Genomic DNA, 15339 nt, shown 5'->3' on the forward strand with positions numbered 1-15339 from the left:
GGCGTTTGGACAAGACTAGGTCATAACCAGCTCTTTGGCATGCTGCTTACCCGCTGAGAGAAGGCTGCTGCTCAGTTCAGGATCATTAACAGACCGTGCAAGCACAAGAGAGCCGACCATGGTACTGAGCAGTGCGCTGCCCTTGGCCGCGTCAATTTCCGCCAGATCGGAGATAAAAGCAATCATCCGCTCCAGTTCATGGGTGAATACCTGCCGAACCTCTTCTGAAGAACGGGATATTTCGCTAGAAAGGGCAGGAAGAATGCAGCCCATCTCCGTTCTGTCGCGGTGATACGGACTTAAATAGTAATCAATGACAGCATGGATTTTGGGGTTCTGCTTCTCCTGATCAGCGGCTTCCTGCAGAAGTGCGATGGTATCGCTGATGGCATACCGGCAGGCTTCGGCGACCAGCTGCTCTTTGTTGTCAAAGTGTGCATAAAACCCTCCATGAGTTAGCCCCGCCCCCTTCATAATGAACGGAACGCTTATGTCACGGATACCATTCGTGCGAAAAGCCTGGGCAGCACTTTCAACGATCTTGCTCCGCACTTTCATCTTATGGCCTTTGGGATAAGGCATCGCAATCACTCCGCAGCTTTATAATCTTATTTTCAAAATATTATAGTCGTCATAATAAATCATGTCAATGTTCTTTCTTGCAACTGTTAGCTTCTGAAGAAAGAATAAGCAGGGCTGTTGACGATTCTAAAATATGATGATTATAATATATTATGTTCATCATATTTTAGAGAACTTAATTCAACAGGAGGTGTCAGGATATGAGTAAGCTTGAATCCGTAGAAACGCTTGTAATTGGATCTGGTCCAGGAGGTTATGCGGCGGCTCTACGATCTTCACAGCTTGGCATGAAGACAGCGATTGTCGAACGCAGCCATCTTGGCGGAGTCTGTACGCATGTTGGCTGCATTCCATCCAAAGCATTGATTGCAGAAGCGCATCGCTATGATTTGCTCCGACAGTGGAATAAGGCAACAGCAGCATCATTTGAGCATGCACAAGCTTTCAAGCAGGGGATTGTGAATAAGCAGGCAGACGGAGTGAGTTATTTGTTGAAGACTGCCGGAGTGAGCATTCTGGAAGGAGAGGCAAGCTTGGTTGATGAACATACAGCCATTATTAAATCAACTGGACGGGAACAAACGATTTCCTTTAAGTACGCCATACTGGCAACGGGATCTCGTCCCACTGAGCTGCAAGCATTTCCGTTCGGCGGGCGTATTTTGTCTTCCACAGAAGCTCTATTGCTTCCTGAGATTCCGACCAGCCTGGTTATTATTGGCGGTGGATATATTGGAGTCGAGCTCGGCCAGATGTATGCCAAGTTTGGAACAAAGGTGACGATTCTCGAGGGAGGAGGACAAGTGCTGTCGGGATTCGAGGCGGATCTTGCGGCCCCTGTAGTCAAGCAGTTGAAAGCTGATGGTATTAACATTGTATCGGGTGCAACAGCTGAGAAAATGGTGCAGGACGCGGATACTATTACGCTGCATTATTCGAAAAATCAGGAACAGCATCATGTTACTGCGGCATATGCGTTAGTCACTATCGGAAGAAAAGCGAATACAGACGGGAGTTTAGGGCTGGAGCGCATAGGCTTGCCGGTTACGAGCAGGGGACTGATTGACACAGACGAACAGTGCAGAACAGCTATTCCGCATATTTTTGCAATTGGAGATATTACGGCTGGTCCGGCACTTGCCCACAAGGCTTCCTATGAAGCCAAAATTGCGGCAGAAGCCATTGCAGGTCAAGCTGCAAAGGTTGATTACAAAGCCATTCCGCTCGTCGTCTTTTCTGATCCAGAGCTGGCCAGCGTTGGTCTAAGTGAAACGGAAGCAGAGGCAAAAACAATCCCAGTTATCACTGGCAAATCCTCATTCGCGATTAACGGCAGAGCATTGGCGCTGCAGGCAGCGGAAGGGTTTGTCAAAATTGTGGCGGACCCGACATCAGGAATCGTGATTGGTGCGCAAATTGTTGGCGTGGAGGCGTCAACACTCATATCGGAGCTTGCTCTTGCCATCGAGATGGGGGCAACCGTGGAGGACTTGGCTATGACGATTCATCCCCATCCCACATTGGGAGAAGTGATTATGGAGGCTGCCGAGAACACGGTCAGAAAAATGATGATGAAAAGAAAAAAAGAGCAGCAGTCTTAACAACATATAAATTTAGGAAAAGGGAGAGATAGAAGGATGAAGATAAAAGTGGGATTTTATATCGGGATGGCGATTGTGCTGATCGCTGGAGGTTCGCTTCTAGCTGCTAAAGGTAAGGATGCTGTTAGCCAGGCTGAGAGTAGAAAGCAGGGTGTGCTTGAGGCGGAGCAGACGACAATATTTTATCAGAAGAGCCCAGGGTCGATTGTAAAGGTCAATGCGACTGTAGGTGATTCCGTGAAACAGGGAGAGGTGCTATTGAAGGTTAAATCAGCTGAAGGAGGAGAAGTGGATGTACTCGCGCCGGACGACGGACTGATCAACAGGATTGCTGTAAAGCCGGGGGAGCAGCTGCTGCAAGGAATGCCGGTTGCGGTTCTGCAAAAGAATACCTATTATACAGACCTCTACATTCAGGAAAGTGAAATCCAAAAGCTTAAGGTTAATCAAAGCGTTGCTGTTCATTTTCCGTATTTGGATCTTCCAGCTCAGGTCGATGGTGTTGTTACTTCGATCTCCGCCGCCCCTCAATTTGCGAGCTTGCGCATGACACGTGAGAAAGGACAAGCAGATATAAGTATGTTCCTTGTCCGAATATCCATGGACTCGAATGCGGATCTGCTTCCGGGTATGACTGCGGAGGTGAAACTTGATGAACTCGCTGATTGACGAGTGGAAGTACGTAGCGGGAAGCAAGTATCTTCGCCTGATCTTTATCGGTCCGCTTGTCGCGGCCTTGTTTTTTGGATTGATGTTTTCGAAGAATCAAATCAGCGAATCACCTGTTGTTGTTATTGATGAGGATCACAGCTCGTATTCGCGGCAGCTGATTTCCAAAATCGATGCCTCCCAATATATGAACGTCACGAACGTATACTCCAGCCGCCTGGCCCCAGAAACACTGCTGGCAAACGAGAAGGCAGTAGCGGTCATCATGCTTCCCAAACAGTTGGAGCAGCGTCAGCAGCAGGGGCTATCAACGAATATCGGCATCTTAATGGATAACACCATGCCCTCAGGGCTAACCGGCATCCGAACCGCAATTCAGGAAGTCATCGTAACAGAAAATATGACCCTTTCCATGACCCGTCTGGGTCAAAAAGGGATGGATGCCGAAACATCCAAAGGGCTTGTATCTCCATTGTCCCTTCAGCAGCGGATGCTTTTTAATCCGACCACAAGTTATGTCGGCTTTATGGTACTTGGATTTGTGAATATCGTGGCTTTGCTGATTACAACAAGCGCAGCAGGCTGGATTGTACCTCGCTTGCGTAAGGAAGGGGAGCTCTTTGCAAATGGTAAATCGCCTGTGCAGCTTTGGATTCGTTGTGTACCTTACGCCGTCCTGACTTCCCTCTCGCTGCTCTTATGCTATGGATTATTAAAGCAGGTGGTGGGAATGCGGTTTGAAGCAGAGCCTTATCTCTTTATCATCCCATTGCTAGTTTATGCCTTTGCCTTGGCACTCATGGGATTGTTGATCGGTTATTCTGCCAAAGACCAATCAAAAGTCAATTTACGGACCAGCTTCGTATTGTATCCCTCGTTTCTATCTACGGGAATTCAACTGACTCCGCTTGCGTTTCCGGAACCCTTTCAAATCTTTGCATGGGCATTGCCTATGAACTGGCTTAACCGCCTTATACGCGGGATGGCTTTTCGGGATGGGGCGCTAACAGCCTACAGTCAAGAGATAGGGGCACTGCTGATCATTATTGGTGTTGTGTCCTTGTTAATTGGATTGCTGGTATTACGGGAAGCAGGGAAAGCTTATCCCAGCCGGGAACCGCGTGTAGATTCGGACGTTATTCCGGTCAGCAGTTAAATATATGTAGTAGCCGGGTGCTAGGCTCCACCAAACCAATAAATTTAACCACTTCATTTAAGAAGTGGTTTTTTCGTTTTGGTGGATTATCTAGGGGGGAGATGAACCCCAATGGGTTCGCCCGCGCGGACGCAGTGGAGAGAAAAGACATCGATGAAAATGCTTCTCACGGAGGAGCAGTGGTTGACTATTTTGTTACAGGCCCGTTGCTGAGCGGACTGTGGAACCGCTATTCAGATCCAAACACGACTCCAAACAAGTTCAGCGGACACAGGATCCGCTATCAACTAAATATTAGCTGATTTCAGATGATTTACTGGAGAATAGCGTCTTCTCTGTCCTTTAATCCCCCTACATGCAGCGATTGGACTGAAATAAGATCTCTCCTGTCCGCTCATCATTTGATTACCTTCGTCGTCAATCACTAGTTTTGGTGTTGAGCCAATAAAGTTGTAGACTGAGATAATAAGCATCGGAATGAACGGAGGTTAGAAATGAAGGTCAAACGAATCGTTTGCAATATAGATACACAGGACATTACGGCAGCTAAATGCTTTTACCAGGCGTACTCGGCCTCGATTTATTGATGGATAATGGCTGGATCGCAACTTACGGCTCGCGTGAGGAAATGGGCATCCAAATTAGTTTCGCCTCAGAGGGAGGCTCCCAAACGCCTACGCCTGATCTATCGATTGAAGTAGATGATATTGATACTTTATCAACATTCTTACTCATGTATAATCCATATATGGCTCATTAGCTTAGAGGGATTGATACCAATAAAGCTTACCTCTAATCCGCGCGTTCGCTCATCCTTGAATGGTCTCAATTGAGGTTTCATATATTGAATATTAGGAAATTTAGAATGATAGAAAGGAGTTAACGAAATGAATATAAACATAGATCATACTATTCTATCAAACAAACAAGAAATATGGGATTGGCAGCAGAGTATTAACAACTTTGGACCTAGACTTACTGGTAGTTTGGCACATGAAAATCTTATCAATTGTTTTCAGATGGAATTAGAGAAAATCGGTCTGGAAGTTAATAGAGATCAGCATATATTCAAGAAATGGGAAGCAAAAAGTTGGGGATTGTCCGTGTTGAATGAGGATGGAAGTTTTGAACAAGTTCCTGTTGCTTTTTATTATCCCTATTCTGGAGAAACATCACCAGATGGTGTTATTGGTGAGTTGGTCTATTGTGGAAAAGGGTCTAAAAATTTCAATAAGGCTGCTGGTAAGATTGCCATTGTTGAAGTATCCATACCTAAGCTTCCGACAAGACTATTTTTCAAAAAAAGGTCCAATTATCCTAAAGAAACGGCTGCGTTACCTAAAAGGGTGTATCACCCTTTATTTGGTGCTGTGCTAAATGGGCCGAAGCTTAAAGAAGCAGAAAAAGCAGGAGTGCTTGGTGTTATATGTGTGTGGAAAAATATTTCTAATGAAAACGCAAGAGGACAGTACCTGCCATTTACAACCGATCATAAAAAATGTCCAGCATTATGGGTAGGAAAAGAGGATGGAGAAAAACTTAAACAACTAGCTATGAGAAAAGCTAAAGCTAAACTAATCCTACATTCAGAAATGGATAATAAAGCCAAGAGTGATACTATATATGCTACGCTGCCTGGCATGAATAATGCGGAGACGATAATTGTAAATACCCACACGGATGGCCCTAACGCTTGTGAGGAAAATGGGGGGATTGCCTTACTTGCCATAGCTAAATATTTTTCGCAAATTCCTAAAGAGCAGCGCAATAGAAGTATCGTTTTTGTTTTTGTAACCGGGCATTTTCAAATACCTCAATTTGGAATTAAGGGGCAAGCTACAACTAGATGGCTGAAGGACCATCCTGAGCTTTGGAATGGAGAAGGAACAAATAAGAAAGCGGTAGCAGGAATTACTATCGAACACCTGGGATGTACAGAGTGGAAAGATGATGACCAGCATGCAGCATATAAGTTTACAAATGAGATTGATAATGAATTAGTATTTACTGCTAATCAGGCCATGGACAGCATATATCTAACCTGCATTCAAGGACGAACAAAAGTCAGAACAATAACCTTAAAGCCTAAAGGTAAATTTTATTTTGGAGAAGGTCAGCCTCTGTATGAAGCAAACATTCCAACTATATCACTCGTGCCGGGCCCCGATTACCTTTGTGCAGTAGGCGACAATGGGCATATTGATAAAATTGATTTAGACCTTATGTATGAGCAGATTGAAACCTTTACAAAGGTAGTATCCGCCATCGATAATGCAAAAACGGAGGAATTAGGAAAACCGGAGCCGCCAAGCTTTAGCTTATTGGGATTGCTTGTAAAAGAGGAGTAATAACAGCGGCGGCAGACTATAATGTGACTCCGTGAAATAGAGTTAACGAATACGATAGATTTAGAGAGTCTAAAGGAGTAAAATGGAGATAACAGCTGGTTATATGCTGTAATTCAATTACATGCTAGCTGATTACAATATTGCCTAGTTACCCAATCTCATGTTTGTGTTATTTTTGTCCTAAATAAACATAACTTGAAAGAAACCCGTGATTCCTTTAGACTGTTCATTATTATTAGATAATAAATTTAGATTCGATCTTTTCATTTTTTCAAGAGCATTTATTAAATAAATAATTGCTCTCATCCAACTAGGAGGGTATTAGATGTTGCCCCAAACTTTGCGTACGACGGATATTCGATTGAGCAATAAATTACACTTACTGCAATTTGTGCGCCAGCGCGGAGAAGTGACTAAGCCTGAAATCGAGAAACAGCTGGGCTTCAGCGCTCCAACCGTATCCACACTTATCGATGAGATGGTTCATGAAGGCTTTATTAAATATAAAGGTATGGGTTCATCAACCGGACAAGGTGGGAAACGCCCTAAAATATTTACTTTCAACCCAACTGGTAGAGGGATCATTGGCATTCATATAGGGGTGCGAAGCATACAGGCAGCACTGATGGATTTGGAAGCGAATATATTATTCAGAGTAGATTGTCCTTTGAAGCCTAAGGTGCAAATTCATACAATGATGTCCATTCTGGATAGCCTTATCAAGGAATGTGTTGATGAGGCGCGCCGACGTCATATTTTTTTGCTCGGTATTGGATTAGGGTGCCCGGGAGTCGTTGACTTCAAAACAGGCAAGGTGCTTAGATCGATCAATATGCCGGTATTAGAGCAAGAGTCATTTGGAGATATCTGGATAAAAGAGTATGATATCCCCGCATGGATTGATAATGAGTGCAATAACTTGGCATTGGGTGAGAAATGGTTTGGTTTAACTGGTGCAGCTGGAACGACATTGAATTTGCTTACGGAAGAGGGAATAGGAGCTGGCATAATTATCGATGAGCAGTTGATTCGCGGTGCTAGTAATAGCTTTGGCGAAGTCGGGCATATGGTCATAGAACGTGATGGCGCACAATGCCATTGTGGAAATCGCGGTTGCTGGGAAATGCATTCGTCTACATCGGCGCTGCTTAGCTTGCTGGAAAAGTATGCGAATCAATCCGCCATTTTGACAGAAGCACTGGAGCAGAATGGAGAATTGACTATGGACGATATTGTTAATGCACTTGAAGCTGACGATAAAGTTACGCAAAGCATTGCTATTAAAGAGTTGTCAATTTCTTTATCAATAGGGTTGACCAACCTTGTTAATATATTTAATCCAGATGCGATTATTGTTCACGGTGAGATGACGAGGCTTGGTGCCCCCCTGTTGAGCGAATTGCGGAGAATAGTCAAAGAACAGGCGCTGCCAATTTCAGCAGAGCAGGTCCATATTGCATTCTCTGAGCTTGGAGAAGAAGCGCATTTAATCGGAGCTGGAGCACTCTGTATTAAAGAGCTTTTTGAATTTCCGGAAGCATTGTTTCGTAAAGACGAAACGATTTAAGTTTCGCGTAAATGTTCGAAGGGTAACGATAATCAAGCGTTCAAGAGTAGCACGCGTAGAATCCCACACTATGATAAACAGTGTGGGTATTAAGCTTTCTCTCATCGTCGGAACCGTGATGGAAGGCAGTCGAACGACGCTTCAAAAGTGGGTTTTAACCATGCATTTATTGATTCATGACAACGTGGAATCTCTGCAAATGAAAAAAATATTGACCTTTAGTTAGTTAAATACTATGATTAACTAACAATCATAAACAAAATAAGTTATTTCAGGAAACAAGAACAATATGATCAGGGGGCTTAGCATGAAAATCGGTATTATTGGATATGGATTGCGCGCGGGCTATGTATTCGCCCAGATGAAGGAATTATTCCCGGAAACGGAACTTGCGGCCATTACGGATCCACGCCAGCAGGAGCTTGCACAGACGGTAGGAGAGGAGACGAGATTCTACGACACACCGGAGCAAATGCTGAATAGAGAAAAGCTTGATGGCATTATAATCGGCACTCGCTGTAACTTACATACGGATTTGGCTATTCGAATGCTGCCAGCCGGTATTCCGATTTTTCTCGAAAAGCCGGTGGCTACGACGATTGAAGACCTGATGCGGTTAAAGCATGCATACGAGAATAGCCGGACGGAGGTTGTCGTTTCGTTCCCGCTCCGCAACACACCGCTAATAAAAAGAGTTAAAGAAGAAATTTCCTTAGGTAAAATAGGTAAGGTTGAGCATGTTCAAGCGATCAATAATGTTTATTACGGTGGCGTATATTTTCACAACTGGTATCGGGATGAAGCGCTTACAGGCGGGCTGTTCTTACAGAAAGCGACGCATGACTTTGATTACATTAACTATATTACGGGTGAGAAGGCACGTTGGATTACTGCAATGAAGTCCAAACAAGTATTCAAAGGCACGAAGGAGGCTGGCTTGGAATGTCCGGATTGCAATGAATATAATACTTGTCCTGAGAGCTCACTTATCCAGCCTTATGGTACGAAATGCTGCTTTGCAGAGGATACTGGAAATGAAGACTCGGGAAGCGCACTTATCGAGTATGAAAGTGGTATGCATGCGGTGTATACACAAAACTTTTTTGCTCGCAAGGCGGCGGGAAGACGGGGAGCAAGACTGCTAGGCTTCAAAGGTACATTGGAATTCGACTGGTACACCAGCGAAATCGTCATTTATCCCCATCATGAAGATAAAGAACCGGAGCGTATAGCGGTAACGCTTGCTGCTGAAGACGGACACAGTGGTGGTGATTCGGCACTAATTAGAAATTTCGTCGATGTCATTCGAGGCGAGGATAAGTCACGTACACCACTTGAAGAGGGATTATTCAGCGCTCTGATGTGCTTAAAGGCAACTGCCTCCGCAAATACGAGAACGTTTCAGCCTATCAGCTATGAATAAAATTGCAATTGATTTGAAAGCGCTTCCTATTTGTGCGAAAAAGTACTCGGTATAAACCGAAAGGGGGAGAGAACAAGTGGCTAGCGTGCATTTGCATAATCTAATCAAAAGATACGAAAAAAACGGCATGAATGTTGTCAATAGTATAAATTTATCAATTGAAGATGGTGAATTTATGGTGCTGGTTGGTCCCTCAGGGTGCGGCAAATCGACAACATTGCGAATGATAGCTGGTCTTGAGAGTGTCTCAGATGGTGATATCTATATTGGGGAGAAAATAGTAAATGATGTCCCTCCAAAACAGCGCGATATATCCATGGTATTCCAGAACTATGCGCTCTATCCGAACATGTCTGTCTATGAAAATATGGCGTTTGGGATGCGGCTGCGGAAGACGGAGAAACATATCATGGACTCATCCGTTAAACAGAGCTCTAGGGTGCTGGAAATTGAACATTTGCTGGAACGCAAACCACGCCAATTGTCTGGTGGTCAACGCCAACGTGTAGCGCTCGGCCGTGCACTCGTGCGCCAGCCGCAGGTGTTCTTGCTTGATGAGCCTCTATCCAATCTAGATGCACGACTGCGTGTCCAGATGCGTACGGAAATTGTTGAGCTTCATCGTCAGTTGGCGACAACGACGATCTATGTCACTCATGACCAGATCGAAGCGATGACCATGGGCACACGGATCTGCATCATGAAGAGTGGGACAATCCAACAGGTCGGAACGCCTGAGGAAGTATATACACGTCCTGCCAATTTGTTTGTCGCCGGCTTTATCGGTACACCGCCAATTAATATTTTACAGGGGACCGTTCTAGACCAAGGAAAAAGCGGCTTTACGTTTTCGACAAAGCGCTTCACACTCAAGCTGCCGCAAAGGTATGAAGAAACTTTAAGAGAGTTAAAACTTGCAGATCGAAAGGTCTATCTAGGAGTTCGCCCTGAATTTTCATCGCTGCCCAACTATTACGTTGGAGGTGCGGATGGGCTGAAGATCAAAGGTGATGTGTTCTTCAGTGAAATGGTCGGCGCAGATCGATATATTCATGTTCATATTGGTGAGAACTCGTTCGTTTTTCGCGCTCCCGCTTATGAACGTGTAGCGATTGGGGAACAGGTTGAGATTGTTCTTCATCCGGAGGCGCTGCTGCTGTTTCATGCAGAGACGGAAGAACGTTTGCCGGATGATCGGGGTTGAGGCAGGATGAATAAACGGGTCCGAAATATGCTGCTGCCGATCGTTCTCCTGTTTGCCACGGTGTTTGGCATTCTAACATTTTATAGTGGTTCGTCATCTTCATTCTCCATTGCCGAATTAGAAGGCAATGCTGTGTCCACACCGGCCGCTATCGGGGAACGAATGAAGGGATCATATACCACCTTGCTCCAGCAATGGAACGATGCAGGTTACGAGAAGGGGTCAAATAAGCCCGTTCAATTAACAGTCTCCGAGCCTTCCTCTTCATCCGAAATCACACAGCCCGCTGAGGATGGGAAGAGCATTCAATTACTAAAGCAGCAAAGTTGGGTAGAATATGCATTCCAAGTGACCGACAGCGGGCAGTACGAATTGGAAATGGAGTATATGCCACTGGAGGACACATTCGCCCCGGTTCAGATCGCAGTCGAATTGGATGGAAAGTTCCTCTATAAGGAAGCTGAGTATTTGATGCTTGATCGAGTATTTCACGATGCTATATATCCTCCTGCTACAAATGAACGGGGTGATCAACAACGGCCGCTTCAAGTGGAGGATCGGGCATGGCGTACTGTACGCTTACATGACGTCAAGATGGCACATAGTGAACCGCTGCGTTGGCTGCTGACAGAGGGGAAACATTCTCTACGTATTCGACTTATTCAAGAACGGGTTGCGTTGAAGTCGATTTCATTTGCTCCTGTGCAAGCGCTGTCATCATATGACGCATCTAAGGCAGCGAAGCGAGGGACTTCGAATGTATCATGGCAGAGAACAATTGAAGCGGAAGAGATGGCTGCGAAATCTGATCCGTCCGTTCAAAGTCAGCCGAGCAACGATGACTTGGCATTCCCACCTTCCAAGGGGCGCGTAATTCTAAATACGCTTGGGGGCGAGCGTTGGTACAGGGGAGGTCAATGGGCAGAATGGACATTTGATGTACCTGAGGATGGTTGGTATGACATTTATCTTAAGTATTTACAAGACTTGAATCGGGATGTAACCTCTTATCGCAGTGTTTCGATTGATGGGAAGGTGCCTTACAAGGAATGGCAGCAAGTCGCATTTCCTTATACAAGTGATTGGACGATACGAGCGATAGGCGATAAAGGAGGAAATGCTTATTCCGTGCATCTGTCAAAAGGCAGTCATACGTTAAGGATGACTGTGCAAACAGCGGAAACAACTGTTATTCGAGAACGGCTTTTGGCTCTGCAAGCAGAGCTGCAGCAGATCAATCATCAGATTATGATGGTTAGTGGCGTACATGATTCCCAGATGATTGATAATAACCGGGATTGGGATATTACGAAGTATGTTCCTGGTTTGGAAGTGACCTTTACCGGATACGCCAAGCTGCTATATGAGCAAATTGCTGAGTTACAGCAATTGTTCGGTAATAACGATGGAAGCACATCATTGCGTTCCGCGCTGTATGATCTGCTCGATATTGCCAAAGATCCGAATCTAATTCCGCGTAAGCCGCAAATGCTTGGAACGATTCAGGAGACGCTCGCTACCTATGTCGACACACTTACCTACCAGCCAGTATCACTAGACCAGATTTATATTAGTGCAGCAGGGATGAAACCGGAAGTGCAAATGTCAGACTGGAATGACAAACTTGCCAATGATGTCAGCAGCTTTTTCCGTTCTTTCTCATCCAATTATATGTACAACGGCCGTAGTGATAAGAAATCCTTGACAGTGTGGGTGAATCGCGGTCGCGATTATGTATCGCAGCTTCAGCAGCTAGTGGATGAGACGTTTACACCGGCAACTGGCATTTCAGTCAATATTAATTTGATGCCCAATGAGCAACTGCTTATTCTGAGCAGCTCATCTGACAAGCAGCCTGATGTTGCACTTGGAATCAGCCAGAACATGCCTGCTGACCTAGCGATGCGAAATGCGTTAGTTGATGTGAGTCAGTTTCCAGATTATAAACAAGTAGCTTCATCATTTCATCCCGGTTCGCTAATTCCGTTACAGTATAACGGCGGAGTATATGGGTTACCGGAAACGATTATGTTTCAAATGATGTTCTACCGTAAAGATATTTTTGAATCATTGGGTTTGGCTCTGCCTGATACATGGGAAGACGTCGTTAAGCTATTGCCGTCATTGCAGCAGCGAGGGATGAATTTCTTCTATTCCCCACTCGGCTTTTTACCCTTCTTTCTACAGAACGACGCCAATGTTTATAAACCCAACGGCTTGAGTAGTGGGCTCGATTCGAGAAATGGATTCAAAGCTTTCAAGCAATGGACTGACTTGTTTAATGTATATGGCTTCCCTAAGGAAGTGCCGAATTTCTACATGCATTTTCGCAATGGCAGTTTGCCGATTGGCATCGCTGATATTAACACTTATTTGCAATTGTCAGTGGCTGCGCCGGAATTGACTGGTTCATGGGGAATTGCGCCGTTGCCAGGGATCAAGGATGAGAACGGAGACACTCGCCGCTGGGCGGGCGGCTCACTGCAAAGCGGTGTTATTTTCAAATCAAGTGATCGCCAAGAGGACGCGTGGACATTCCTGAAATGGTGGCTATCCGATGAGACGCAAACCCGTTATGGCAACGATATGGAGTTGATAAACGGTATTGAATTTCGTTGGAATACGGCCAATTATAATGCATTTCAGAAGTTGCCATGGCCGGATGAAGAGAAGAAAGCAATTAGCAAGCAATGGCAATGGTTTCAGGAGATGCCTAACGTGCCAGGTGGTTATTTCACACAGCGGGAATTGACGTTCGCATGGAATCGGACAGTGCTGAATGGTGAAAATCCACATGAAAGCTTGGAGAAGGCTATCTTCGAGATTAATCGGGAGCTCGAGCGGAAACAGCGGGAATTCAATTTTGTCGATAAGAATGGACATGTACTCAAAACGTTCCGTGTTCCTACACTAAACAAGGCTTGGAGAGGGCGGGAGGAAGATGATGGCTAAGTCAGAGATATCAGCTCTATCGTTTGCGCAACCGGTAAGAAAGAGCTTGGCCATGCGATTCATACAGGAGATTCGAAGGAGCGCTCTATCGTATCTATTCATCTCGCCCTTCTTTATTATTTTCCTTTTGTTTATCGCGATTCCAACAGTGGCAGCAGTCCTTCTGTCCTTCACCTACTTTAATGCAGTCGAGCAGCCCCGATTCATCGGCTGGGCTAACTACATTAATTTATTGACGGAGGATCTTATATTCTGGAAGCATGCGCTTCCCAATACTTTCAAATTTGCCATTATTGTAGGGCCTATCGGTTATTTCATGTCTTTTGCTCTAGCCTGGTTTATTTGCAAGCTGCCGCAGCGCCTTCGGAAGTATTATACATTGGCGATGTATGCTCCATCTCTAACTGCTGGAGTTGCGATGGCAGTTGTCTGGCTTATTGTGTTCAGTGGTGATCGGCTCGGTTATTTGAACGGGCTCCTGCTTCGGCTAAATCTTATTGACTCTCCACAATTGTGGACGCAGGACCCGAAATATCTGCTCACCATAATGATGATCGTGTCGGTATGGGCAAGTATGGGCATCGGCTTCCTGGCGATGATCGCCGGTATTCAGAATGTCGATACACAGCTGTACGATGCAGGTAAAATCGACGGCATCAAATCTTCACTGCAAGAAATTTGGTACATTACGATTCCGGCGATGAAACCTCAAATGTTGTTTGGCGCCATTATGGCGGTAGTTGGAACTTTGAAGGCTGGAGCCATATCAATGGAATTGTCTGGCGTTAATCCGACACCAGGCTACTCCGGTCATCTCATTATTAATCACATCGATGATTTTGGATTCATCCGTTTTGAAATGGGCTATGCCGCGACGCTATCTGTGTTTTTACTCGTACTCGTCTATGCGACTAGCAAATTATGTATGAAGCTATTCGGATCACAGGGAGAGTGAGTGCTTATATGCGTTGGTGGAAAAGAAGGGGCCGACTAAATCGTTTAACTCCTTCTCAATTGTTGTTAATTTTGCTAATGACCTTGCTCGCGTTGTTCATGCTGCTGCCCATTGTTTTTTTGTTCAACCATGCTTTTAAGCCCAAGCATGAATTATTTCTTTATCCGCCAAGTTTTATTGTGCAAGAGCCGACATGGATTAATTTTGCCGATTTTCTAAAGGTATCCAAGTCAACAATAGTTCCGGCTACACGCTATTTATTCAATAGTATATTTACATCCGTATTAACAGTCATTACTGCAACCTTTATTAGCATTTTGTGTGCATACCCGCTTTCGAAGCATCGGTTCAAGGGGAAAAATTTTCTATTCTCAACCATACTGGTCAGTCTCATGTTTGCTCCGGAAACCGTGCAAATTCCAAGGTATTACGTGATTAGCAGCTTGGGTATCGATAATACGTACTTTGCACATATTTTGCCGATGGTTGCTCTGCCTGTTCTTGTATTTTTATTCAAGCAGTTTATTGATCAGCTTCCAGACGATTTGCTCGAATCAGCACGATTGGAAGGCGCTACTGAATTTAGATTATTTTTGTCCGTTATAGTACCGCTCTGTATACCAGTTGTGTCGACCGCAGCGATATTGTCGTTCCAAAGTGCTTGGAACAATCTTGAGGCGTCTCAATTGTTCATGGAAGATGAAACAATGAAAACCCTTCCATTCTACATCAGTACATTGACTAGTGGATTAGCCAATAGTGTGGCGCGGCAAGGGGTCGCTGCTGCGGCAGCGCTGCTGATGTTTCTGCCTAATTTTATTATTTTTCTGCTGCTGCAGCGCAGGGTCATTTCCACGATGGCTCATTCAGGTATCAAATAGG

General features: G+C 44.9%; 12 protein-coding genes and 1 pseudogene. 12 read left to right on the forward strand and 1 reads right to left on the reverse strand.

The window, feature by feature from the left end:
* Positions 1-15 precede the first annotated feature (15 nt).
* Positions 16-582: a TetR/AcrR family transcriptional regulator gene (locus EKN16_RS01585; RefSeq protein ID WP_125653399.1), complete on the reverse strand. Its 567-nt coding sequence runs from the start codon at positions 580-582 to the stop codon at positions 16-18.
* Between the two features lie 200 nt (positions 583-782).
* Here EKN16_RS01585 and lpdA point away from each other — a divergent pair, with 200 nt between their 5' ends.
* The 12 genes and pseudogenes from lpdA (at position 783) to EKN16_RS01640 (ending at position 15338) form a co-directional block, all read left to right on the forward strand.
* Positions 783-2183: a dihydrolipoyl dehydrogenase gene (gene lpdA / locus EKN16_RS01590; RefSeq protein ID WP_125653400.1), complete on the forward strand. Its 1401-nt coding sequence runs from the start codon at positions 783-785 to the stop codon at positions 2181-2183.
* A gap of 36 nt (positions 2184-2219) precedes the next feature.
* Positions 2220-2852, forward strand: a complete 633-nt coding sequence (locus EKN16_RS01595) for a biotin/lipoyl-containing protein (RefSeq protein WP_125653401.1) — start codon at positions 2220-2222, stop codon at positions 2850-2852.
* Complete coding sequence (locus EKN16_RS01600) at positions 2836-4008, forward strand: ABC transporter permease (protein WP_125653402.1); 1173 nt, start codon at positions 2836-2838, stop codon at positions 4006-4008. Before EKN16_RS01595 ends, EKN16_RS01600 begins: the two co-directional genes overlap by 17 nt.
* A 494-nt stretch (positions 4009-4502) precedes the next feature.
* A pseudogene (locus tag EKN16_RS01605) lies at positions 4503-4723 on the forward strand (glyoxalase); the annotation flags it as partial.
* Between the two features lie 172 nt (positions 4724-4895).
* Entirely contained in the window at positions 4896-6356 is a 1461-nt protein-coding gene (locus EKN16_RS01610) for a M28 family metallopeptidase (RefSeq protein ID WP_125653403.1), read from the forward strand.
* A 325-nt stretch (positions 6357-6681) separates the two neighbouring features.
* Positions 6682-7923: an ROK family transcriptional regulator gene (locus EKN16_RS01615; protein WP_125653404.1), complete on the forward strand. Its 1242-nt coding sequence runs from the start codon at positions 6682-6684 to the stop codon at positions 7921-7923.
* A gap of 70 nt (positions 7924-7993) precedes the next feature.
* Positions 7994-8149, forward strand: a complete 156-nt coding sequence (locus EKN16_RS31995) for a hypothetical protein (RefSeq protein ID WP_164522632.1) — start codon at positions 7994-7996, stop codon at positions 8147-8149.
* Positions 8150-8230: 81 nt separating this feature from the next.
* Positions 8231-9346 carry a Gfo/Idh/MocA family protein gene (locus EKN16_RS01620; RefSeq protein WP_125653405.1) on the forward strand — a complete coding sequence of 372 codons (1116 nt, stop codon included), beginning with the start codon at positions 8231-8233 and terminating at the stop codon, positions 9344-9346.
* Between the two features lie 76 nt (positions 9347-9422).
* Complete coding sequence (locus EKN16_RS01625; RefSeq protein WP_125653406.1) at positions 9423-10550, forward strand: ABC transporter ATP-binding protein; 1128 nt, start codon at positions 9423-9425, stop codon at positions 10548-10550.
* 6 nt (positions 10551-10556) lie between these two features.
* Positions 10557-13502 (forward strand): extracellular solute-binding protein, encoded by a 2946-nt coding sequence (locus tag EKN16_RS01630; protein ID WP_125653407.1) that lies wholly within the window; start codon positions 10557-10559, stop codon positions 13500-13502.
* Entirely contained in the window at positions 13495-14457 is a 963-nt protein-coding gene (locus EKN16_RS01635; protein ID WP_375782098.1) for a carbohydrate ABC transporter permease, read from the forward strand. The genes EKN16_RS01630 and EKN16_RS01635 overlap by 8 nt, the downstream gene beginning before the upstream one ends.
* A complete protein-coding gene (locus tag EKN16_RS01640) occupies positions 14424-15338 on the forward strand; it encodes a carbohydrate ABC transporter permease (protein ID WP_125653409.1) in 915 nt (304 codons plus the stop codon). Before EKN16_RS01635 ends, EKN16_RS01640 begins: the two co-directional genes overlap by 34 nt.
* The last annotated feature ends 1 nt before the right edge of the window (position 15339 follow it).

Source organism: Paenibacillus baekrokdamisoli (assembly GCF_003945345.1).
Taxonomy (GTDB): Bacteria; Bacillota; Bacilli; order Paenibacillales; family Paenibacillaceae; genus Paenibacillus_Z; species Paenibacillus_Z baekrokdamisoli.

What these genes read in the sequence shown, in the direction of transcription:
- EKN16_RS01585 (WP_125653399.1), bottom strand. Translation starts at nt 582, where the DNA reads ATGCCTTATCCCAAAGGCCATAAGATGAAAGTGCGGAGCAAGATCGTT.
- lpdA (WP_125653400.1), top strand. Translation starts at nt 783, where the DNA reads ATGAGTAAGCTTGAATCCGTAGAAACGCTTGTAATTGGATCTGGTCCA.
- EKN16_RS01595 (WP_125653401.1), top strand. Translation starts at nt 2,220, where the DNA reads ATGAAGATAAAAGTGGGATTTTATATCGGGATGGCGATTGTGCTGATC.
- EKN16_RS01600 (WP_125653402.1), top strand. Translation starts at nt 2,836, where the DNA reads ATGAACTCGCTGATTGACGAGTGGAAGTACGTAGCGGGAAGCAAGTAT.
- EKN16_RS01610 (WP_125653403.1), top strand. Translation starts at nt 4,896, where the DNA reads ATGAATATAAACATAGATCATACTATTCTATCAAACAAACAAGAAATA.
- EKN16_RS01615 (WP_125653404.1), top strand. Translation starts at nt 6,682, where the DNA reads ATGTTGCCCCAAACTTTGCGTACGACGGATATTCGATTGAGCAATAAA.
- EKN16_RS31995 (WP_164522632.1), top strand. Translation starts at nt 7,994, where the DNA reads ATGATAAACAGTGTGGGTATTAAGCTTTCTCTCATCGTCGGAACCGTG.
- EKN16_RS01620 (WP_125653405.1), top strand. Translation starts at nt 8,231, where the DNA reads ATGAAAATCGGTATTATTGGATATGGATTGCGCGCGGGCTATGTATTC.
- EKN16_RS01630 (WP_125653407.1), top strand. Translation starts at nt 10,557, where the DNA reads ATGAATAAACGGGTCCGAAATATGCTGCTGCCGATCGTTCTCCTGTTT.
- EKN16_RS01635 (WP_375782098.1), top strand. Translation starts at nt 13,495, where the DNA reads ATGGCTAAGTCAGAGATATCAGCTCTATCGTTTGCGCAACCGGTAAGA.
- EKN16_RS01640 (WP_125653409.1), top strand. Translation starts at nt 14,424, where the DNA reads ATGTATGAAGCTATTCGGATCACAGGGAGAGTGAGTGCTTATATGCGT.